Here is a 22,068-nt window from a genome sequence, read left to right as displayed (position 1 = left end):
TTTATTCCTTAAGATCATGATCTCAGAACGGACCCGGGGAAATTCATTCTAGCTTGTTTTAAAACGTTTCCCCACCAGTACAATTCATTCAATAATTTCTCCGCCGAAGAAGCGTAACGAAATTCCTCAGTAGGTCTTCCGTTATGGAACCTGGCATGAGCCCAATGAAAACTGACGCAATCCCGAATGGTGGTCATTCTCAACTCGGCAAATACATTGCGAAGCTGCTCCACCGCTCTCAAACCGCCCGAACTTCCCCCGTAGGAAACGAATCCAAGAGGTTTTGCACTCCATTCCTCATGAAGCGAATCAATTGCCAACTTTAAATAAGCAGGATATCCGTGATTATACTCCGGTGTAATTACTACAAAAGTATCGGTTTCCGCTATTTTATCCGAAAATAAGGAAAGATCCGAATCCATATCCTTTGACATGTCCCAAGGAAGAGAAAATTCGGAAAGATCGATTAGATCCGTCTCAAATCGGTTATCTTGTCTTGCAATCTCTTCAAACCATTTTGCGACGGTCTCTCCAAATCTCCCCTTTCTAGTACTGCCTAATATAATTCCTAATCGTAAGTTCGTACCGGTATTGATCTTTTCTAATAACATTATAGGATACCCTTCTTCTTTTTGGTAATTATATTCTACAAGTTAAAGTGAACTTTAAGTAAATACCCAAGATCTGTTTTTTTCTCATTTTTTCGAAAAAAAAACTGAAAATGTTTGTGTTTAGACCTCGTTTGAATAAAATCTAATACTAAAGTTCACTTTAAGTTTAAATTAAGGAGAATGTAGTGGATAAGGACGAGTATTTAAGTATCGGACAGGTATCCAAAAGAAGCGGGGTCGCCTCCTCCGCTTTACGTTTTTACGAAGAAAGAGGACTGATCCGTTCCGTGAGAGCAGGTTCCGGTCACAGACAATATCCTAGACATGTTTTGAGAAGGATCGCATTCATCGTATTTGCCCAAAGAGTAGGACTTTCCTTAGAGGAGATCGCCGCAGAAATCGCAAAACTTCCCGAAGATCATACTCCAAACGGACAGGACTGGTCCAAACTTTCCCGAACCTGGAGTTTACGTATCGAAGAAAAGATCGCGGAATTGCATAGATTAAAGAACGGTCTTTCTGTTTGTATAGGATGCGGTTGCCTTTCCCTTTTTACTTGTAAATTAGCCAACCCACAAGACAAATTGGGACGATACGGTAGCGGCCCCTTACGCTGGATGGGAAAATCGAAAAAACAAAATTAATCTTCATGGATCCGAGGCAATACTCGGATGAAAAAACGTGATAAACCAATAGATGCCTTTCGTCACCGTAAAAAATTAGCCCTCAACTCTATCAGTTCTGGAAATGGAAGTTCTTCTGTATCCAATAATAGGAAGAAGACTTTTACTTTCCCAACCCAGTTCTTTCAAGGCCGATTTTTGTAGAAGTGCCTACAAAAAATCGGCTCCCATTTCTCTCCATCTTTCTAAGTAAATTTATTATAATTCGCTTATTTTCCCCCATTTATTCTCTTTTTCTACTTAATTTGACATTTTTCAGAGCGACCTATATATGATTTTGAGTCCTAGAATCAATTTAGTCCTTTACCAGTTCTACACTCTTCCTTTTATTGGCTTTCATGCGTAGACAAAGGTCTAAGTCCCCAAAAAAGAGCAGAGTTCGGAACCTTCTCCCCTTTCTTTCCCGATTTTGCGTAAGAATCCTTTTTTTTACCGGGACCGTTTTATTCGCCCAAGAACCTAAGAACGTAGTACCTAAAAACTCGAAAGAAGAACCTCTCGTTAAAAGGCCTATCACCTCCGAAGGAGGGATTGTCGTGCAGGGTAAGAGAGACCAAAGGGACCGGGAAATTTTCAAAACTCCCGGGAGTATCTCCAGATTCAATGATCAGGATATCCAGGACACCGGGATCTCAAGGACCAACGATATAGACAAGCAGGTACCGAATTTTGCGATCATAGATTCAGGATCCAGAAATTTCACTTATTTTAATATTAGAGGAATGAGAAGTATCGCCTTCAGCGAACCTGCCGTCGGTATGATCGTGGATGGCGTTCCGCTAGCGGATAACGTAGCTTTGAATACGGAACTTTTCGGTTTGGACAGTATAGAGGTCCACAGAGGTTCGCAAGCCACTGTCTTCGGCAAAAATTTCCAAGGCGGCGTGGTGGAAATTAAAACCAAAAAGCCCAATAATCTTCCTCAAGGCAGATTTACAGCTGATTTAGGAAATTATAATAAAAGAGAATTTTCCTTCTTTTACAATACTCCGATCGTCAAAGATAAACTTTATATAGGAGTGTCAGGTAAATCCACCGAAAGGGACGGATATCTGAATAATATTACGGGATTCAATTACCCGAATAACCTCCTCTCCGATATTCCTATAGAATTTTATGCGACACATCCGGACGGCAGGAGCGGAAAAGCGGGAAGATTCAGGATTTTCTGGACTCCGAACGAGAACTTGGAAATCGATCTGCAAGCCAGTGCGGAAAGTTTTAACGACGGTTCTTTGAACATAGTCAATTATCTGGGATCCAAATCGGAAAGATTAAAAAGTGTTTATAAAGGATGTGCCGTAAGTCCGGAAAACTGTGACGAGAATATTAGAATTTTCATAAATAGAAGCAACGGAGCCCGAAAGGTTTATTGGGACTATGAAGGAACATCCAACGTTACCGGAAATACGTACTCCAGTAATATCAGCTACAAACTACCTTCGGCAGTATTTAGGACCGTTTCCAGTTTGAGAAAAATGGCCATAGACCCTTTGACGGTCGATTCCGATTTCACTAAGAACGCACAAAGTAAGGGCGCATATGTGGAACATACGACTACTCAGACCCACGAAGCTACTATTGAATCTACGGATAAAAAGGACCCTCTTCAGTTCAAGTTAGGCACTTTCTTTTACCATAGGATCTCTGACAGTACCAATACAAGGGAATATCTGAAAAACACATATACTTATCGGACGTTCTCCGGGTTGTATGCGCCTACAAGACAAACACATCATGCCAGAATAGAAGATCAAACTATCAGTTTGTTCACTCATAATAGTTATACATTCTTGGAAAAGTTTACGATCACCTTAGGATCCAGAATAGAGACCCAAAAGATAAAATTGGATCATAGCCAGGATGCAACCGGATTTTTACCGAATAATCCGTACGGAGATATACGTATTCTTTCTCCGGAATACAGAAGGGACGATTCCTACCAATACAACGTATCAAGATTAATATTCGATTATAAACCTAACGATTCTTTTATGATCTTTATCGGATTGAGCAGGGGATATAAAAATGCAGGTTACAGTACTGTAGTAAACCAATCTTCTCAAGCGGATTTTAAACCTGAAATTAATGATACGATAGAAGCGGGAATAAAATCCGAATATTTCAAACGTACCTTAGGTTTGAATTTCACTCATTTTTATACGGAAACGCAGGATTTTCAAGTAGTAAGAGCAATTTCCATCGCACAATCCGTGAACTTAAACGCGGAAAGAGTCACCATTAGAGGTGCGGAGATAGAAGCTTATGCAAAACCCTGGAAACCCCTTCGGTTAGGATTCTCCGCAGGTTACACCGAAGGTATATTCAATAAATTTTATGATCGTATCTTGGACAAGGACTTCGACGGAAAACAAGTCCATTTCATACCCAAATACGATATCGTAAGTTACTTACAATTCCGTTCCAATTGGGGCCTATTCTTTCGTTGGGAATTCCAAGCCGTCGGAAAAATGTTCTTTGCTGCGGATAATACCATCTATAGCAGCCCTTACGCGGTTACCAATCTGAAAGCGGGTTATGAAGGAGAGACCGTCTCAGCCTATATATACTGTAATAACGTATATGATAAGTATTATTTCACTTCCTACTTAGACGGAACCTTCCAGGCAGTTCCGGGAGCGCCTAGAACCTACGGATTCATTATAAACTATAAAATATAAGGATCAAATCCAGGAGATTCAAAATGAAAAGGATAATAAAATTGGTGCTGATCGTTCTAACGATTCACACTTTAAATTTTTGTAAAGAACTTGAGGGAGAAGAAAAATTGGATACGAACGGGATCCTGCAGGTGCTCCTTTCCAAAAAAAATTCCGGAAGCGAAGGGGAAAACCTGGGGCTTACGATTGCGTATAGCCATAGGTTCACAAGACCGAACGGAGAGATATTTTTCTGTAGAGAATATTCCACCGCATATTTGGAAAAAAAAGCGGAATGGGAAGAAGGCCTGGACGATTTTATCGCGGAAATGAAAACAGGGATCGATCTGGACCTTAAGATAGACCTAATCGACGGTCCTTGTGTGGTACCGAATAAAATAAGCGCTTGTATTTATGAAGGTGTAGACGGCATCAACGACCCGATCCCTTACGCATATTCCTATATCGGAGAACGTGAATATTTAGTCCCTGCAATGCAGTATTACGGATTTACTTCCACAACGGCAAAGGGGGCCTGCCAGGAAGCCGCAACGGCATCCGGTATCGGTTCCATATATAAATGTTACGTGGAAGGTCAGTGTTGGGAATAAAGATATATAAGATTTCTTTTATTCTTTAAATTATACGCCGGGATCTCCGGCGTTTCTTGATACCAGCCCTAAATACTCGAAAAATTTTAACGAATAACCTTTTCTTTTTTCCGAGAAGATTTCATTCTTTCTTTGGAGATCAATATCCCGATCCCGGTAAGAGATAATATCCCCGGAGCCAATCCTAAGATCACCCATAGTATTTTCGTAAATAACCCTCCAAAGGTCCCAAAATGTAAGGGTCGAAAAGAATCCAAAATAGAATGTATAAAATTCTCTTTCCGAAGGTCCCAAACTTTCAATAATTCGGAAGAACGGGAATCGAAAACCAAATAAGAACCGAATCTACTCCGAAGAGGATGATCTTCGTTCTCCGTTCCGTACAATATCACCGGGTCTCCTTCTTGATGGTGAGGAAAAGAAATAAATCCAAGTTTGAATCCGGAGACCTTGGAGTCTGCTCCTTCTATCATGTAATCGATGGAAATCGAATCTTCCATAAATTTTCCCAACCCTTGGGGTGGAAATCCGTTGATCATAGTATTTACGGTCGTACTTAAACTCCACCAAGCCCCGGTAAAACCCAACATTAGATGAAAGACCAAAGTAAATACTCCCGCTAGCTTATGAAGGTCCGAAAAAAAACTGCGAACGGATTCAAAAGTCCTTAGCCTGAAAAGATTAGCCCAAATATTTCGGTATAGAATGATACCGCTGATCCCTTGGAAAAAAAAGATAAGTCCTAAAATACCGATCATCACATATCCGGTATTTCCTAAAAACAAGGTATAATGAAGATTCAACATCCAGCCGTAAAACGAATCGGAACGATCTTCCTTCAGCTTTCCTTTTACTTCTCCCCTATAAGGGTCCAATAGAATGACGGACTCATTCTTAGTTCCAGAATTCTCAAAATGGACCCAAACCTGATCCGGTTGGTCGGGATATTCCGGGACCAACCAACCGGCCAAGATATGAGAAGGGATCTGTTTTCTCAGCTCAGCCCTGAGAGAATCTATCGATCTTCTAGTTCCAAGAGATTGGATCTTGAACTCTGTAGGATCTAATAATTGATCGATTTCCCTTCCGAAAATCAAAAAGGAACCGGATAATCCTACCAGGATCAGAAATACGGAACTGAAAATACCTAAAGAAGAATGCAATTGATAGAGTCTTTTTCGGCTCATTTTAGAAGGATCCAAGTTTTCATCGATCCATCCACAATAAGATACTAAGTCTCAATATCAATTAAAATACGATGAAACGCCGAAGTAGATAAGATTAGGAGTTCCTACCTTAGTTTTTCGGAGAATGTTTAGACAACGAAGTCTAAACAATCAAACATGGAGAGAGTGCCGACCCCTAAGCCCGTTAAACTCACGGAAAAGGAATTTACTAAAATTTCCAGGGCCCTAGCTGAGCCGCGGAGATTTCAACTCTTACAGTGTATCGGAGCTAACGAAAAACCTACCGCGTGCAGTACTCTAAACAAGTCCCAAGATATAAGCGCCGCTACCCTTTCCCATCATATTAAAGAATTAGAAAATGCAGGCCTGATAGAAACCTCGAAGGATGGCAAATTCGTGAATATCGTCCTAAGAAGGGATGTATTCAAAGCATACTTGGACAAACTTTCCCAGATCTAGATCGAACCGACCGACGCTCATCCTAACTTCGTTAATTTTATAATTATCGAAATATCTAAATATTTTCAAAACAAACACTTCGATACTTGTCTAACTATAAAATTATTTGATCCGAATATTCAGGAGTGATCTTATGAGTCAGTTGAAAGGTAAAGTCGCAGTAGTAACGGGAGCTTCCAAAGGGATTGGAGCAAGTATCGCTAAAACATTGGGTTCCGCAGGCGCTTCGGTAGTGGTAAACTATTCTTCCAGTAAAGAAGGTGCGGATAAGGTTGTGGCGGAAATAGAAAAGAACGGTGGAAAAGCGATCGCAGTACAAGGCGATATGTCCAAGTCCGCAGACGTTAAACGTTTGTTTTCCGAAACGAAAAAAGCTTTCGGTTCAGTAAATATTTTAGTGAATAACGCAGGTGTATTCGAGTTCGCTCCTTTGGAGGCGGTAACAGAAGATGAATTCCATAGACAAATGAATACGAATGTTCTGGGTCCGATCCTCGCCACTCAAGAATCTTTAAATCACTTTGCTCCGGAAGGCGGCTCCGTGATCAATATCAGTTCCATTGTGAGCGAGATCCCTGTTCCGAATTCGGTCGTGTATGCTTCTACCAAAGGTGCGTTGGATACGGTTTCCCAAGTATTGGCTATGGAACTCAGTTCTAAAAAGATCAGAGTGAATACGATCGCACCGGGGGGTGTGGAAACGGAAGGTGCTCATAGACTCGGAATGATAGGAAGCGAGATGGAAAAACAGATCGTTTCCAAAACTCCTTTAGGAAGGCTGGGGCAACCTGAAGATATCGCGAAAGTCGCATTGTTCTTAGCTTCGGAAGATTCTTATTGGCTTACCGGAGAAAGGATCAGCGCATCCGGAGGTTATAGGTAATATCCCGAAATAGAAACGCGCCAGGGATTGAAGCGGGGGACTTGGACTTTTTATTATATATTCCTTTTTTTTGATATAGTATATTTAAAAAGTCCAAGGACCGAAGCGGAAAGCCCGGTCCCGCCAAAGGTGGGAGGCGCCAAAGCCTTCCTTTAGACGATTAGTTTGTGATTTAAACCATAAAATTCGAGTGGATCACTTATGTTGGAGTTCCTAATCATGCCTTATGAACTATTTGCGGGAACCTATCCAATTAAAAAACGGCAGAGCCGAATGTATCAAAATACAAACTAACGATCAGAATTCTTTGACAAGAGAGAATATGATAGAATTGGAAAATATCTTGGCCGAGATCGACAAGGACGATAATATCCGTGCCGTCCTTTTGAGTTCCGACAATCCTAAATTTTTTTCCAATGGAATCGATGCGGAGAATATTCTAAATACCCCCAGAGAAAAACTCACAGCAGAGATGGGCCAGATCGTGATCCTATTCGGTAAACTTTTGAGTTTCGGAAAACCGTTGATTGCAGAAGTTACCGGTTATGCGATGGGGGGCGGCGCTGTTATGACTCTTGCTTGCGATTTCAAATTTATGTTAGAAGGTAAGGCAAGGATCGCATTTACCGAGGTGCTTGTTGGACTTCCTCTTCCGATCAGTTTCGTTGATAAATTAAAGATCACCGTTAAATCGGAATATTTGAATGAAGTTTGTCTTTTAGGAACCGCTTATAAGGCGGGAGAAGCGAAGGAAATTTCTTTGATCAATGAAACTGCCGAAAATAAGGAAGATTTGCGTAAACTTGTGCTAAAAAAATTGGATGAAGTTATGGCGATCGCTCCCAGCGCTTATAGAAGGACCAAGGCCGCAATCAATAAAGAGATCAACGACAAATTCGAATCCCAATTGGAATTTACCAAAAGTAGTTTTGAAGATCCTAAAGTAGTGGCGAATTTGTTGGAAGCAATGAGCGCTTTAAAGGAAAAAAGAAGGCCGAAACTTACTTGAATATTCGATTTTCTTAAATTTGGATCCTATACGTTTCTAAACTTCCGAAGGTCCAAACCCCTAAAAATTTAGGGAATAGGTCCTTCGGAAAATTTGCATCCACCAGATTACTTCCGAATTCGCTTCCTGTGCTCCCCGAGATAATCGTATTTGCGGAACTTGTGCTTGTCGCAAGATACCCGGAACCGAAACTATGAAAAATATAAGTGCGCCCAGACAACGCAACTCCATCCGGATAGAAATATGCTCCCGCCAATAGATCTCCCAGCCCGTCTCCATTTATATCCGAGATCATTACGGCATTACCGAAAGCATGATTAGAAGATTGCCCATCAATTAGATTTACGGAACCGTTTGAAACCTGGGTCCCATCGCTTAAATTTATATAAACTCTTCCTTGCGTAGCGGAATAACTAGTGGCGCCTGTAGCAAAGTCGTCATATCCATCTCCGTTTACATCTCCCATCGCTATCGACATTCCCACAGCGCTGAAAGAGAAACCGCTGACTATAGTATTTGCACTCGTTGCCGCAGCGACAGTAATCCCACTTGTAGTTCCTGTGCTATTGAATACATAACTTCTTCCAAAAAAACCGCTGTACTGAGGAGCGCCTACAGCCAGATCCGCATATCCATCTCCGTTTACATCTCCCGTATAGATACGAATCCCAAAATTACTCGTAGTCTCTCCAACTATAACAGTATTTGCTAATGTATATGAATTTACCGTAACTCCCGCGGATCCACTACTATGGAAGATCCAAACTCCTCCGGCGGAAGCCGAGTAAGCATTTCCTCCGACGATCAGATCCGAAAAGCCGTCTCCATTAATATCTCCAAGGCCGATCCCACAGGCAAAATTACTTCCGCCTGGACCTGAAATAGTAGTCCCTGCGGTGGAGGAGATCCCTCCGGATCCGGTACTATAATAAATAAATGCGAGTCCGGAAAAACCGGAAACACGATACGCGCCATTGGCTAGATCATCGTATCCATCCCCATTCACATCCCCGAATGAGATCGCATAACCGAATTCGTTTGAACCTGTGTAAGTTAAGATCCGGTTTGCACCCGCGGCCGTATTCGCAACAATACCGGAAGTACTTCCGTGAAATATATAAGTGATCCCTTGTAATCCTGAATAATCGGAAGCTCCGATCGCCAGATCTCCGAAACCGTCTCCGTTTACATCTCCCATCGCGGAAGTGTATCCCATTCTTCCTTGTCCTGTGATAGAATGGTCCGCCGCGCTCGTGGTTGTCGCTGCAACCCCGGAAGCTCCACCGTTAAAAATATAAGCCACTCCCATTCCGGAAGCAGCTCCAGGAGCCATGACGACTACGTCGGCATAACCGTCCCCGTTAAGATCTCGATTATATCCTTTTCTAATATTCAGGCTTAAGACTGTGGAAACATTTGCACTCGAATCCACACTTCTAATATTGATCGAATGTAAAGAACCATGTCTCCAGGTGGAGGAACCGGTAGGCAACGCAAAACTCCAACTAGTCGTTCCTGTCGCGGCAGTATAAGTCCCTCCATCGATACTAATCTGCACGACGGAGACCAAGATATCATCTGAAGAAGTTCCTTTTAGAAATCCAGTTTCTACTGTCGGCCTTCCGGAACTAGGAAGATTTGTGATTGTGACGGTAGGAGCCGTTATATCGGTAGGCGGAGGAGAGATACTTGCATCTACACAGGTATCACCGGCAACTAAACAAGCGATCTGGGCTTCAAGCATTGCTTCGAAGGCAAGATTTATGGATTGAAACGAGCAGGATCCAAAAACGAAAAAGAGAAAAGCTGAAGCCCCGTAGCGAATTTTTTTTTGCAAAAATAAAACAGGCGAGTTAAGATTTTCCGTAAGTCTTTTATAAAAAAGAAAATTACCGGTAGTTAGTTTCAGAAATATTCGCACCAAAAAATATTTACATTTAATCGTAGGATGTATTACAACTCATTTCTAATATTTTAAAAATCAAATTGAAATTTTTGAAAAACTCTTCTCCCTCATTCGAGGGATCTTCGAAAATTATCCGGTTTTCCTTTTCGACTTGGGACACCTTTATTCCTTAATTTCCTAAGATCGTAAACATTAGATATTTATTATATTTCACCAAGATAAAAAATTTCAAACGGGGAAAATCAAATTACAACAAATGTTCTTTCCTTCAAACAAAATCCGAAGTAAACTTACGAGTCGAATGGTTGAAAACCGCTTGGGCAGAAACTGAATTTTTTTTCTCAAATTCTTACTTTTTTCATACTTAGGTATTTACCTAAGTTTATTTCTATGCTATAGTTAGGCAAGTGCCTAAGTATAGTAACAGTCTGGATCATATGTTTCACGCTCTGGGGGACCCTACAAGAAGGTCCATTTTAGAACGTTTGAGCATGGGGCCTGCGACAGTCGGAGAATTGGCGGAACCCTTCAAAATGGCTCTTCCTTCTTTGATGCAACATTTGGGTGTGTTGGAAGATTGTTCTCTTGTTCGTTCCGAAAAAGTGGGTCGTGTAAGAACTTATAAACTTACTCAAGAAACCATGAAAGCGGGAGAAGAATGGTTCGTTAGACAACGCACTCTCTGGGACAGAAGGCTAAACCAACTGGACAGTTACTTACTTGAAATGAAGGAGAAAAAAAATGGCAAAGACTAATTATTACCAACCGGACCCAAAAACAGATCTAGTTCTGGAGAGGATCGTAGACGTTCCAAGAGAACTGGTTTGGAAAGCATGGACCACTCCGGAACATATCCTGAAATGGTTTACCCCTGCCCCATGGAAAACGATCGATTGTGAGATCGATCTTAGACCGGGCGGGATCTTCCGCACTACTATGTTGTCTCCGGAAGGACAAGAATTCCCGAATAACGGTTGTTTTTTGGATATAGTTGAAAACGAAAAGCTTGTATTCACGGATATTTTCGAACCGGGTTTTAAACCTACAGCCAGCGGCGGATTTTTTACCGCGATCCTTACATTAGAAAAACATGGTAATGGAACCAAGTATCATGTTCTTGCCCGTCATAAAGACGAAGAAACTAGAAAAAAACACGAAGAAATGGGCTTCCACGAGGGATGGAACGCGGCTCTTGACCAATTAGTAGAACTCATGAAAGCGGTTCACTAAGATTATAAATTGCGGAAGATCAACTAAGATCGAGAACATTCTTTCGGTTTTAGTTGATCTTTATATTAATCTAAAGCGCTATTTTATACGTTGCATGACATCGGACACAATTTTGGGTGAGTTTATCCAATTCTTTCAGGATCATTTTAGGTTCTTTCTTTTGTCTTAGATCTTCTGCGATCTTATCGAATTGATCATGAGTTCCGAATCCTAATTGTTTGAATTCGATCGGTAATTTCAGAAGGATCGTTTTTTCCTCGTCTTCCAGTTTTTTTACCATTTCCATTCCACTGGCAGAAGCAGCCAATTCCGCCCTTTTATAATCATCTTCAGCCAACGCGGAAACGATCCCATTCACGGAAGCAAGTAATCCTCTCATCTCTGTTAGGACTAAATTTCTCTCTTGCGGATTCAGGTGGATCGCAACCCTTCCGTCTATGGATTCGGACACATTTCCTGAAAAGAAAAAATACAAAAAGATAGAAGCGGAGATCCCCCATAATACTAAAGAGATCAACCCTAAGGGAATTTTTTTCACAATTTACTCCATTCCATAAATATTAATTATTACTAATACACTTTACGAGATTCAGGTTCAGCGGACCAGTTTTATAAAAAAATCGGTTAGAGCTTCCGGCAATTCTTTCGGGTTCGGCAAGATCCTATAGGATTCTTTTCCGAGCATTGCAGGAAGGTATTGTTTCGCACTTTTATCAATAGCAAGTGCAAAAACTCCCACATTCGATCTTTCACATTCTTGGATCGCTTTTTTTACGTCTTCTATTCCGTATTTTCCTTCGTAACGATCGTAATCATTCGGCTTACCGTCCGTCAAAAGAAGGATCCAACGTTTTTGGGTTTTTTCCGTTTGGATCAATGAGAGTGAATGTCGTATTGCAGGTCCAATCCTGGTATAACCTTTGGCTTCCATAAGCCCGATCCTTTCTCTGGATCTCTCCCAAGGTTCATCGAAACTTTTTATATTAGAATAATCGCAATGATTTCTGGTATTGGAATAAAACGAATCTATTCTAAAACGGTCCCCGAATTCGGAACAGATCTGTCCGAATAATACCAAAGAAGTCTTTTCCACATCCAAGATCCTTTGGTTAGCCACATAAGAATCCGTGGATAAACTCATATCCGCAAGTAGAAGGATAGAAACTTCTCTCAATTTTTTTCGATCCGATAAATATACATTTTCGCTAGGAGTCTGTCCACAAGACAGATCCGAAAAATATTGGAGAGCGGCATCCAGATCCAAATCCTCTCCGTAAGGTTGTCTTTTTAGAGAAGTTTTGAGATTATAGAATCGATTCATTCTGGAACGAAGCGAATTTAATGTGCTGTGATTCTCTTGGAAAATTTTTTGTGCAAAGCCGCGGTTCCCATCCGGGAATTTTTTAGGAAATACCTTACAATGATCTTTTCTATATTTCCTTTTTTTAAAGTCCCATTCATCGTAAGAGATCGGATTTTCTTCAGAGCGATCATTCTCCACTTCTCCTGCAAATAGTCCCGAGAAAAGATCAGTCCTAAAAACGGAATGTGTGGGTTCGTTAGAACGGACCGTATGCCTAAGATCCAGTTCTCGGATGGCTTCTTCTTGTTCCGATAAAGTATCAGATCCGTCAAAGTCCCGCCAATTTCCTTGGAACTCCTCTGCGGTCTCCACCTTTTCGAATTGGTGCATTAAAGTATAATCTTCTTGGGATCTCAGATCCGCCTGGATGGTCTCTATTCTTTCTCTCGCTACACCTTCTATTTCCGTTTCGATCTTATCGTTTTCTGCTTTCTGAGCGAGTAATTCTTGAGAAGAGATCCGATTTTCTAATTTAGAGATAGAAGAAGACATCCAAATCCCATGCAGTAAGGAAAGATCTTCTGCCAAATCCTTATTTTTTATTACGGATCTCTGGAATTCTTTCTCTGTGTTTTCTACGGACTCAATCAGTGATTTTGCTTCCGGATAATTTTTTTCTAAACTTGCAAGTACCTGCGGGTATGTTCGGGAAGCCGCTTTTAAGGATTCTTCTCTATTCTTATTTTCTCCCTTCTTCCAATAAAATCCTAATTTTCTTTGTTCCGAAATATAAAGTATTCTGAATATATAAAATTGAAGATTGGAAGATATATCCGGTCCATGAGAATAGGACCCAGGCAAAAAGAAGACCTGATCCTGGAACCCACCTTCTTTTTCTGCGGGAGATATTTCTATATTTTCCCCAGTCAAAGACTTAGCCAAAACAGAAAGTCTGGGCTTAAATTCGGAGAGTTTTACAATTTTATGATTTAAGGATGGATCTTTTTCGGAAGAGAAAATTTCTCGGACCGTATTATAGGTTTTTTTGAATATGAATTCTTCCCAACCCATATCAGATCATCAAAGAGACCAGATCTTTTAAGGAACGTATCGTATCCGGATCGTCGCTTAATGGTTGCACTATCGCAACTTCGCAGGACAAACGAGAAGGTAAACCGGTCGAGATCAATTTTGCGGCGTCCACAAGTAGTCTTGTAGAACAAGATTCCAATAATCCTAACTCAGTCAGATTTCGGATCTTCTCCGCTAACTTTACAAGTTTAGAAGAGATAGAAGAGGAAATTCCAGTTTCCCGACACAAGATCTCGCTTTCAGTTTCCGGATCCGGATAATCGAATTGGATGGAGATAAATCTTTGTCTTGTGGAAGGTTTTAATTCCTTCCAACCTCTTTGGTAACCCGGGTTATAAGAAGCGACCAGAACGAAAGAATCCGGAGCTTTCAGATTTTCATTCTTTCTATCTATAAAAATTTCCCGTCTATGATCCGTCAAAGGATGGATGGAAACGATCGTATCCGGTCTTGCCTCGGCTATTTCATCTATATATAATATTCCTCCGGACCGAACGCTCCTTGTCAAGGGCCCGTCCTGCCAAACAGTTTCCGAACCTTGGATCAAAAACCTTCCGAGTAGATCCACTGCGGAGGTTTCCTCATGACAAGAAACACTCGTCATAGGAAGTCCCAATTTAGAAGCCATATATTCCACAAAACGGGTCTTACCGCAACCTGTAGGACCCTTTAGCAGAATCGGAAGTTTATTCTTATAAGCGTGCTCGAATATTTCTATTTCCCGACCGATCGGCCTATAATAAGGAAGTTCGCCTTCTTTCGGATACATTCCATTTTTATGATCTGTTTTAGGATCTACGAGCAAGAGAAATCTCTCCGGAAGCCTGCTCCGCACCCAAGGCCTCGTCTGTAGGAGTTCCAAAACGTACGAAGTTTATGATAAAAGCAATAATTCCCGAGGTAAATACGAGCGCTGCAAGTACCAAACCTAAGAAGTGGACTTGGATCTCTTTTTGTACGGTCAAAAAGTCTAGCCCTAGTTTTCTTTCCAAATAAACCTGCGCGATACCCGCAACCGCAAATGCCCCGGTCATTCCAAGCATTCCTATATTAGAAGCCCAGAACGCGAAAAGCCCTGTAGGATTATTCCAAAGTTTTCTGCCCGTAAGTAAAGGCATTGCATATGTTAAGATCGCAAACACGATCATCGCATAAGCCCCCCAGAATGCGAGGTGGCCGTGCATAGCGGTGATCAACGTTCCATGAGTGTATAAGTTTACCTGAGGAAGAGTATGAGCAAATCCTAAAAAGCCCGCTCCCACGAAAGACATGACTGCACTTCCGATGGTCCAGAAAAGAGCGATCGTATTCGGATGGTTCCTTCCGCTTTTTCTATACATGGAGATTGCAAACATTGCCATAGCAAGAAATGCAAGAGGCTCCAACATAGAGAAAAATCCGCCTACCCATTTCCAATATTCAGGAACTCCAATATAATAATAATGGTGTCCTGTTCCCAAGATCCCTGAAAGGAAAGTCAAACCCACAATCACATACAACCATTTTTCTATAACTTCCCTGTCCACTCCCGTAAGTTTGATCAGAAGGAAAGAAAGAATACCTCCCATGATCAATTCCCAAACCCCTTCTACCCAAAGATGGACTACCCACCAACGGAAATAGGAGTCTAGAGTTTGGCTATTGAATTGGATCATTCCGGGAAGATACAAAAGCGCCGCGGAAAAAAGACCAAAATACAATACGAGAGAAGTTGTAGTATATCTTTTCCCTTTCCAAACAGTCATTCCTATATTAAAAAGGAATAATAGAACGTTAACTACCACCAGATAATCCAAAGGACGAGGGATCTCTAAAAACTTTCTTCCTTCCCAGAAATTCAAATGGAATCCGATGATAGACACTACTCCCACGATGATGAGTGAGATGAGCTGGATATAAGCAAGTTTTACGGAATAGATCTCTCTGTCGGATTCGTCAGGAATAATATAATGGGCTGCACCCATAAAACCTGTCAGTAACCAAACTACCAATAGATTCGTATGTGTAGCCCTGGCGGCATTGAACGGTATCCAATCATGCAGAACATCGAAGCCCATTCTCGCGAATCCCATCACGAATCCATAAACTATTTGCAAGGACAATAAGAGCATACAGGTAGCAAAGAACCAATACGCAATTTTTTGAGACTTATACTTCATAATGAAACCGTTATATTCTAATCCTATTTGTTTATTTCAACTGGGAGAGATATGAGGACAGATCCTTGATCTCGCTATCGCTTAGCGGAAGTTTAGGCATTGCGGTTCCCGGTTTGATCTTTTGCGGGTCTTTTAGCCAATTTTGAAGATAAGCGATATCGTATTTTTTTCCGACAGAGTCCAAAGCAGGCCCCACATTCCCTCCTGAACCTGCAACGGAATGGCATGCAGTGCAGATCTGTTTGAACTTTTCCGGTTGGGCGACTGTGGCGGAATCGGCGTTTACGATCTGGGTAGAAGATCTATATTCCGGTTTAGGAGGAAAACCTTTTAGATCCAACTCACCGTTCCATTTCAAAAACGCGATAATATCCGAGATCTGAGAGTCCGAAAAATCGTACTTCACCATTTTTCTTTCTCCAGGATACATCGCCTGAGGATCTTTCAGGAAAACGCGGATCCATTCTGGCCCTCTTCTCTCATACACCTTTGTCAATTCAGGCGCGTAATACGCTCCTTCTCCCAAGATCGTATGACATCCCATACAATTATTCTTTTCCCAAAGCTCTTTGCCTCGGATCACTTCTTCGCTTAAAGTTTTAGAAGAAGGAGCAGAATAAACGTACTTTAAGGAATCGTAAGTTAGTAACAGAAAAACCGCGGAGAATAAAAAAGTCCCGACCAGGAAAAATAATTTCGCCTGAAATTTTGTAAGCATGCCTTAATCCTTATCTCAAAAAAACCGCGAGCTCGCGGGAAACAGTGATTTAGAAATCGGGAGTATTCTGGTTGATGGTTCAAAAAATTTCCTTGATATAGATCAAGCGAGTTTAGAAAAATTTTTAGATCTTTTGGCTTGAATTATTTACGAAAACTTACATAAAACAATCGTTATGGCTAAAATGTTAAGCGTTCAAACAGGTGATTATTGGGCCGAAATTCAAAGAGAATTCACATATGAACTTTCATCTATCGGCATCAGAAAAAAGATCCTAAAAGGCGAAGTGGTTTTCGGAGAAAGAGATCCTTACGACGGATTTTTTGAGATCGTATCAGGTATCTTTAAAGTGTATTCCTTGTCCCAGGACGGAAAAGAAGCCATCTTAAAAGTATTTTATCCGGGAGAATTGATCGCTTCTCATCCGATCTTTCAACCGCAAGAGCCATGTTTTTATCCCGCATTCTGCGAGGCCTTAAAGGATGGAGAATTGATCTATTATCCTAAAAGAGAATTCACCTCCTTCTTATTCGAAAATAATAAAGCGCTTTATTTATTTTCAGCGGTTACCATCCAGCATCTGAATTATTTCAGAAAAAAATTGGTAGAGAATCTTCACCTCTCCGTAAAAGACAGGATCTTAAATTTTTTAAAAGAATGCGGGGCCTCTCAGAAATTTATCACACTTCCCATCACTAAAAATCAATTGGCCTCGTTGATCGGCACCACCCCCGAATCGGTAAGCAGGGCGTTTAGATCCCTTTTGGACGAGTGTATTCTGGAGGAAAAAGATTCTTCTTATCGGATACTAAAAGAGAATCGATCCAAACTACCCCATGAATTCCCGGCTTTGAGGCAATAACCTCTCGGCTTAGGGTCATTTTTCGGCTTGACCCGACAATAGTGCATACACACCATTTGGACAGAAGACATGAAAAACAGACCTTCCACTTCCGAACTCAAAAAAATAGGACTATCCTGCTTGAACGTAAGTTTAAGAAGGACTGCAAGATTAATTACTTCCTATTATGATTCCATACTCAAACCTTCCGGGCTAAGGATCACACAATTCAGCATATTAGTAGGAATAGGACACGAAGAAGAATGTAGTATCACGGATCTTTCCAGGCTCACCGACATAGACAGGACCACCCTGCAAAGAAGTTTAGAGATCTTAAAACGGGATGGTCTGATCAAGATCGAAAAAAAAGAGGCCGGGAATATCCGAAATCTTTCCCTCACTAAAAAGGGAGAATCCAAATTATCGGAAGCAATTCTACTTTGGCAGGAAGCGCAAACAGAGATAACTAAATCATTAGGAAAACCTAAATTCCAAGAAACCTTAAGGATACTCTCTGAAGTCAGAAAAATCCCGGTATTGGAAACCTATAACCAAGTCTAAGAATGTAGAACGAATTTGAATATTTTATCGGCATAATAGTGTATATACAATATATAAGGAGACAAAATGGTAGTCATAGTAGACGGGGCAAGGACCCCTTTTGGAAAGTTCGGCGGAGGATTAAAAGAATATAGTTCCTCCGACTTGGCGGTGATCACAGCCAAAGAGACCGTACGTAAAACAGGAGTGGACCCTACTAAAATAGAGGAATCTATTTATGGAAATGTAATACAGGATAATAAGGACTCCGCATATCTTTCCAGACATATCTCTCTCAGATCGGGACTTTCAGAACAATCCAGCGCACTCACCGTAAATCGACTTTGCGGTTCCGGATTAGAAAGTATCCTGATAGGCGCGCGTAAAATTCTCTCCAAAGAAAACAGCCTTATCCTCGCCGGAGGGACAGAGTCCATGAGCAACGCTCCATTCGTATTAAAAGGAGCCAGATGGGGAAACAAGTATGGGGATGCCATCGCAGAAGATAGATTAGCCCAAAGTCTCACGGATTGTTTTGTGGACCTGACCATGGGAATGACTGCCGAGAATATTTCCCAACATTTTAAAATTTCCAGAGCGGAACAAGACGAATGGGCTGGAATTTCTCAAGTGCGAGCGGAGAAGGCCACAAAGAGCGGAACCTTCTCCTCCGAAATGATATCCGTCCAAACCGGAGGCAAAAAATCCGTATTACTCGAAAAAGACGAACAGATCCGAGGAGAAGAATGTGTGGTCCAATTGAAAAATCTACCCACAGCATTTTTGAAAGATGGAACTGTCACTGCGGGAAATGCTTCCGGGATCAACGATGGAGCCGCCTCGATTCTACTTGCCTCGGAAGATTGGGCAAAAACGAATGGGACCAAACCTTTAGCGTCTATATTAGGTTATTCGAATGTCGGTTGCGATCCTAAAATGATGGGCCTTGGTCCTGTGTTTGCCATCCCGAAGGCTCTCCAAAATGCGGGACTGAATTTGAAAGATATAGATCTATTCGAGATCAACGAGGCATATGCTTCCCAAACCTTGGCAGTGATCGGAGAATTGGGATTAGATCCGGAAAGAACAAACGTAAACGGAGGAGCAATCGCGATCGGCCATCCACTCGGAGCAAGCGGGACCAGAGTGACATTGGCGCTTGCTTATGAACTCAAACGTAGAAATCTAAGATACGGAGTGGCCTCTCTTTGTATAGGAGGAGGACAAGGTATCGCAATCGTATTAGAAAATTACGAATCTAGAAAATAGCCCGCTTAGATCGGAGGAGATCCGAGCTTAAAATGAAACAGGGACTTTCAGTCTTCTTTTTAGTTTTTGGATCTCTTCCGATTTTTTTTCATTAGTCCATCTCCACTCTTTACCTGCGATCTCTACTACTTTAGAAATCACCTCGTCGGTTGGAAGTCCAACAGTACCAAGTCCGGTCCTTCTCAAAAAAATATCCTGCAAGTTCATCGCCATTTCGAAACGGATCGCATACAGAACCTGGGCTGCCAATTCTCCGTCTTCGTCCAATACTTCCGATAATTGTCCGGAAGAATCCGCTAACTCCAGAATGGACTCGTATTCCGTTCCATAATGACGGACCAGATACTCTATTGTATTTTTAGGAAAATCAGGATGAGAAGTTTTAGCTTTTTCTAAATAAGATTGTATATCAGGAATCTCGCAACCTTTTAGGAATTTCTTCTTAGAAACGTTCGGCCCTACTTTTTTAGAGGATTTCTTTCGGATGAGTTTGAATATTTTCTCCGCAAAATGTCTGCTGGTAGTATATTTTCCACCGCCTGCACTGATCAGTCCCTCTATCCTGTCCTTAGAATGATCTTGTAATTCGGATTTTCTGGAAGCAGAATACGTTTCCTTATCTTCTCCTCCAGTTTCCGCAAGCGGCCTAAGCCCGCCGTAAGCAAACTCAACGTCCTTTAATTCCAGCTTTTCGGAAAGTAAACCGGAAGAATTGATATATTCCAAAAATTCTAAAATACTTTCAGAAGAAAGTTTCCAATCTTCCACAGGACCATAATAGGCTTTTTCCGTGGGGCCAATCATATTCTTTCCTCTCCAAGGAGCGAAACTGAAATGGCCTTTTTTCCCCACATGGAGCACCATTGTATCAAAGTATTTTTTAGTGATGAGATAAATCCCTTCAGATCTTGTTTTAGGGACAGGGACTTTTATCTTTTTAGTCCCATTCAAAAAATCCTGGCTCCAAGGCCCGGATGCGTTCACAATTACGGAAGCTTTTAATTTTACATTTTTATTATGAATGACGTCCTGAACAACAGCGCCTATAACCCGGTTCCCTTCGAAGATCAATTCTTCCGCTTTTGTATAATTGGAAACGGATGCGCCTTCTTGTACTGCCGATTTCAGAAATGCAAGAGTCAATCTTTCGGGATTCGGCATGATACAATCGTAAAAATAGATCGCGGAGTCCATAGCCAAACCGCGATTTTTGATCTCTTTTTTAGAAAGGATTTTATGCGCAGGGATCTTTTTGGATCTGTCCCAGGTCCAATTTCGATCAAAAGAAAGTAGATCGTATACGAATAGACCGACTCTTTCCAAAAGACCTGGATCCGGAAGGATCATCGGATAAGGATATACCAAGTTCGGAGCGATATTAGACAAGATCCTTCTTTCCTTAAGCGCCTCTCTGACTAAGGACAGATCGAAACGTTTTAAATATCTTAAACCACCGTGGATCAGCTTCCCTGTGGCAGATGATGTTGCTCCGCCGAAATCTTCCTTTTCTACCAAAGCAACGGAAAGTCCTCTGCTGGCCGCTTCATAAGCCAAGGCAGAACCGGTGATCCCACCACCTATGATCAATAGGTCAAAAAGAGCTTCCTCGCCTAGTTTTTCGATAAATCGTTCCAATTTTTGAGGACTCATTTACCTGCCTTAGAAGAGGTAATAATCTCTCTGATCTCTTTCTGAAGAGCAGGTCTTTCACTTTCTATATTCCAAAGTCCTAAACGAAAAATTAATATAGGAAGTCTCCATCTTTCCACTTCCTTCCAATCCATTCCGGAAACGGAAAGATACCGTTTTAAATAACCTTTTAAGATGAACTTTCGTACCACCGTATAGAATAGGATCTTTAAGAAAGGAGTCCCAGGCCAAAGTTCCGCGTCTTGGAATAGAAAAACGGTAGAGGCTACATCCGCCGCAGGATCTCCTTTTAAAGCGGTCATCCAATCTATGATCACGTAGGATTCCTTTGTTACGACCACGTCTTCCGGATGAAAATCCAGATGTAATACGGAAGAGCCGTCGGGCAAAGACTCCAATAATTGTTTTGCAGTCTTCTTCTCTTCTTTACTTAAGAAAGAAAGCGGCTCTCTAGAGAGAGTTTTAACCGCTTCCGATCTTACATCCTTCATTTTTTTGGTTTTTTTATTATGCAAATCCAGATGAAGGTCAGCGAGTATTGTAGAAAGACTAAAAAAAGTCAGAGGTTTTTTGTCCGGAAGTTTAGTGAGAGAAATCCCATCCAATCTATCAAAGACCAATCCTTGCCTATCTCCGATCTTGACCTTCTCATGACATTTCATAGAAGTAGTGCCTGCAGAAAAGGCGATTTTGGAATTAGAATATTCCGTGTCTACTTCGGAGGAAGGGGTATCCTTAAAAAATAATTTCAGGATCTTGCTTGGTCCATATTCCAAAATTTCCGCGGACCTACCGATTGCTAATGAATTTCCAGGACTGGGTCTGTTTGTTTTTTTAGCGGGCATGATTCTCTTCTCTAAATAAGTTTGATACCGAATTTTTCAAGAACGTAATTAAAAGAAATAAAAAGTAAAACGGTTAAGACTAAAGAAGAACCAAGCGCAGACCAAAAACCGAATGTAGAATGCAGTTTAGGAAATACCAAGAACATAGGTAAAGTAGGGATCACAAACCAAAAAGTGTAATATGCATGATTGGAGATCTTCTCCGGTTCCGTTTTTTCGAATTGTAGCCAAAGCAAGGTCAATATGGTTACCAAAGGAAGAGAAGCGATCAAAGCACCTAAACGATCGTTCCTTCGAGCGATTTCCGAAATTAATACCACCAATGCGGAAGTCACAGCATATTTAAAGATAAGATATAACATAGGATCTTGAGAAGTATCAAAGTAACAACTTACGGATTTTTCACAAGTTT

General features: G+C 41.3%; 22 protein-coding genes. 11 read left to right on the top strand and 11 right to left on the bottom strand.

What is annotated here, in order from left to right; translation table 11 throughout:
• Nucleotides 1–14: 14 nt before the first annotated feature.
• The gene (locus LEP1GSC192_RS00945; protein ID WP_020768080.1) at nucleotides 15–611 is read right to left on the bottom strand and encodes an NADPH-dependent FMN reductase; all 597 of its coding nucleotides are present in this window, start codon (nucleotides 609–611) and stop codon (nucleotides 15–17) included.
• 185 nt (nucleotides 612–796) lie between these two features.
• On the opposite strand from LEP1GSC192_RS00945, the gene soxR reads away from it, so the two are divergent.
• From soxR to LEP1GSC192_RS00930, 3 genes are all read left to right on the top strand, one after another.
• Nucleotides 797–1,255 carry a redox-sensitive transcriptional activator SoxR gene (soxR, locus tag LEP1GSC192_RS00940; protein WP_020768002.1) on the top strand — a complete coding sequence of 153 codons (459 nt, stop codon included), beginning with the start codon at nucleotides 797–799 and terminating at the stop codon, nucleotides 1,253–1,255.
• A 377-nt stretch (nucleotides 1,256–1,632) separates the two neighbouring features.
• On the top strand, nucleotides 1,633–3,975 hold the full coding sequence (locus LEP1GSC192_RS00935) for a TonB-dependent receptor (protein WP_020768407.1): 2,343 nt from the start codon (nucleotides 1,633–1,635) through the stop codon (nucleotides 3,973–3,975).
• Between the two features lie 23 nt (nucleotides 3,976–3,998).
• Nucleotides 3,999–4,565 (top strand): LIC_11695 family lipoprotein, encoded by a 567-nt coding sequence (locus LEP1GSC192_RS00930; protein WP_020768293.1) that lies wholly within the window; start codon nucleotides 3,999–4,001, stop codon nucleotides 4,563–4,565.
• Nucleotides 4,566–4,651: 86 nt separating this feature from the next.
• On the opposite strand, the gene LEP1GSC192_RS00925 is transcribed toward LEP1GSC192_RS00930, so the two are convergent.
• Complete coding sequence (locus tag LEP1GSC192_RS00925; protein ID WP_036088762.1) at nucleotides 4,652–5,752, bottom strand: PepSY domain-containing protein; 1,101 nt, start codon at nucleotides 5,750–5,752, stop codon at nucleotides 4,652–4,654.
• A gap of 156 nt (nucleotides 5,753–5,908) precedes the next feature.
• On the opposite strand from LEP1GSC192_RS00925, the gene LEP1GSC192_RS00920 reads away from it, so the two are divergent.
• The 3 genes from LEP1GSC192_RS00920 to LEP1GSC192_RS00910 all read left to right on the top strand — a co-directional run bounded on the left by LEP1GSC192_RS00920 (nucleotide 5,909) and on the right by LEP1GSC192_RS00910 (nucleotide 8,103).
• On the top strand, nucleotides 5,909–6,211 hold the full coding sequence (locus LEP1GSC192_RS00920; protein WP_036088634.1) for a helix-turn-helix transcriptional regulator: 303 nt from the start codon (nucleotides 5,909–5,911) through the stop codon (nucleotides 6,209–6,211).
• 133 nt (nucleotides 6,212–6,344) lie between these two features.
• On the top strand, nucleotides 6,345–7,094 hold the full coding sequence (locus tag LEP1GSC192_RS00915) for an SDR family NAD(P)-dependent oxidoreductase (RefSeq protein WP_020768487.1): 750 nt from the start codon (nucleotides 6,345–6,347) through the stop codon (nucleotides 7,092–7,094).
• Between the two features lie 226 nt (nucleotides 7,095–7,320).
• Nucleotides 7,321–8,103 carry an enoyl-CoA hydratase/isomerase family protein gene (locus LEP1GSC192_RS00910; RefSeq protein ID WP_020768196.1) on the top strand — a complete coding sequence of 261 codons (783 nt, stop codon included), beginning with the start codon at nucleotides 7,321–7,323 and terminating at the stop codon, nucleotides 8,101–8,103.
• A gap of 13 nt (nucleotides 8,104–8,116) precedes the next feature.
• Here LEP1GSC192_RS00910 and LEP1GSC192_RS00905 read toward each other — a convergent pair whose 3' ends face one another.
• On the bottom strand, nucleotides 8,117–9,847 hold the full coding sequence (locus LEP1GSC192_RS00905; protein ID WP_020768494.1) for an FG-GAP-like repeat-containing protein: 1,731 nt from the start codon (nucleotides 9,845–9,847) through the stop codon (nucleotides 8,117–8,119).
• Between the two features lie 569 nt (nucleotides 9,848–10,416).
• Here LEP1GSC192_RS00905 and LEP1GSC192_RS00900 point away from each other — a divergent pair.
• Both LEP1GSC192_RS00900 and LEP1GSC192_RS00895 read left to right on the top strand, forming a co-directional pair.
• Complete coding sequence (locus LEP1GSC192_RS00900) at nucleotides 10,417–10,764, top strand: helix-turn-helix transcriptional regulator (protein ID WP_232420934.1); 348 nt, start codon at nucleotides 10,417–10,419, stop codon at nucleotides 10,762–10,764.
• Entirely contained in the window at nucleotides 10,751–11,239 is a 489-nt protein-coding gene (locus LEP1GSC192_RS00895; RefSeq protein ID WP_020768329.1) for an SRPBCC family protein, read from the top strand. The genes LEP1GSC192_RS00900 and LEP1GSC192_RS00895 overlap by 14 nt, the downstream gene beginning before the upstream one ends.
• A 70-nt stretch (nucleotides 11,240–11,309) precedes the next feature.
• Here LEP1GSC192_RS00895 and LEP1GSC192_RS00890 read toward each other — a convergent pair whose 3' ends face one another.
• From LEP1GSC192_RS00890 to LEP1GSC192_RS00870, 5 genes are read right to left on the bottom strand one after another with little or no spacing between them, the layout of a single operon-like run.
• On the bottom strand, nucleotides 11,310–11,777 hold the full coding sequence (locus LEP1GSC192_RS00890; protein WP_036088633.1) for a hypothetical protein: 468 nt from the start codon (nucleotides 11,775–11,777) through the stop codon (nucleotides 11,310–11,312).
• 57 nt (nucleotides 11,778–11,834) lie between these two features.
• Nucleotides 11,835–13,613, bottom strand: coding sequence for a nitric oxide reductase activation protein NorD (locus LEP1GSC192_RS00885; protein WP_020768428.1), 1,779 nt, complete (start codon nucleotides 13,611–13,613; stop codon nucleotides 11,835–11,837).
• A gap of 1 nt (nucleotide 13,614) precedes the next feature.
• Entirely contained in the window at nucleotides 13,615–14,439 is an 825-nt protein-coding gene (locus tag LEP1GSC192_RS00880) for a CbbQ/NirQ/NorQ/GpvN family protein (protein WP_020768502.1), read from the bottom strand.
• Entirely contained in the window at nucleotides 14,423–15,793 is a 1,371-nt protein-coding gene (locus LEP1GSC192_RS00875) for a cbb3-type cytochrome c oxidase subunit I (protein ID WP_020768215.1), read from the bottom strand. The genes LEP1GSC192_RS00880 and LEP1GSC192_RS00875 overlap by 17 nt, the downstream gene beginning before the upstream one ends.
• A 31-nt stretch (nucleotides 15,794–15,824) precedes the next feature.
• Nucleotides 15,825–16,511, bottom strand: a complete 687-nt coding sequence (locus LEP1GSC192_RS00870) for a c-type cytochrome (RefSeq protein WP_020768117.1) — start codon at nucleotides 16,509–16,511, stop codon at nucleotides 15,825–15,827.
• A 184-nt stretch (nucleotides 16,512–16,695) separates the two neighbouring features.
• Between LEP1GSC192_RS00870 and LEP1GSC192_RS00865 the strand changes: the two genes are divergently transcribed.
• The 3 genes from LEP1GSC192_RS00865 to LEP1GSC192_RS00855 all read left to right on the top strand — a co-directional run bounded on the left by LEP1GSC192_RS00865 (nucleotide 16,696) and on the right by LEP1GSC192_RS00855 (nucleotide 19,161).
• Nucleotides 16,696–17,373 carry a Crp/Fnr family transcriptional regulator gene (locus LEP1GSC192_RS00865; RefSeq protein WP_020768178.1) on the top strand — a complete coding sequence of 226 codons (678 nt, stop codon included), beginning with the start codon at nucleotides 16,696–16,698 and terminating at the stop codon, nucleotides 17,371–17,373.
• 69 nt (nucleotides 17,374–17,442) lie between these two features.
• Nucleotides 17,443–17,913, top strand: a complete 471-nt coding sequence (locus LEP1GSC192_RS00860; protein ID WP_020768105.1) for a MarR family winged helix-turn-helix transcriptional regulator — start codon at nucleotides 17,443–17,445, stop codon at nucleotides 17,911–17,913.
• A gap of 66 nt (nucleotides 17,914–17,979) precedes the next feature.
• Nucleotides 17,980–19,161, top strand: coding sequence for a thiolase family protein (locus LEP1GSC192_RS00855; protein ID WP_020768038.1), 1,182 nt, complete (start codon nucleotides 17,980–17,982; stop codon nucleotides 19,159–19,161).
• A 27-nt stretch (nucleotides 19,162–19,188) separates the two neighbouring features.
• Here LEP1GSC192_RS00855 and LEP1GSC192_RS00850 read toward each other — a convergent pair whose 3' ends face one another.
• The 3 genes from LEP1GSC192_RS00850 to LEP1GSC192_RS00840 are packed head-to-tail and all read right to left on the bottom strand — an operon-like array spanning nucleotide 19,189 to nucleotide 22,018.
• Nucleotides 19,189–20,811, bottom strand: a complete 1,623-nt coding sequence (locus LEP1GSC192_RS00850) for a glycerol-3-phosphate dehydrogenase/oxidase (protein ID WP_020768045.1) — start codon at nucleotides 20,809–20,811, stop codon at nucleotides 19,189–19,191.
• A complete protein-coding gene (locus LEP1GSC192_RS00845; RefSeq protein ID WP_020768445.1) occupies nucleotides 20,808–21,656 on the bottom strand; it encodes a phosphotransferase family protein in 849 nt (282 codons plus the stop codon). The genes LEP1GSC192_RS00850 and LEP1GSC192_RS00845 overlap by 4 nt, the downstream gene beginning before the upstream one ends.
• A gap of 11 nt (nucleotides 21,657–21,667) precedes the next feature.
• Complete coding sequence (locus LEP1GSC192_RS00840) at nucleotides 21,668–22,018, bottom strand: DUF3147 family protein (protein ID WP_020768516.1); 351 nt, start codon at nucleotides 22,016–22,018, stop codon at nucleotides 21,668–21,670.
• Nucleotides 22,019–22,068 lie beyond the last annotated feature (50 nt).

Source organism: Leptospira sp. B5-022 (assembly GCF_000347035.1).
In the GTDB taxonomy this organism is placed as follows: Bacteria; Spirochaetota; Leptospiria; order Leptospirales; family Leptospiraceae; genus Leptospira_B; species Leptospira_B cinconiae.
Note: the sequence above shows the minus strand (reverse complement) of the source record. Positions and strands in the feature narration are given on the sequence as shown.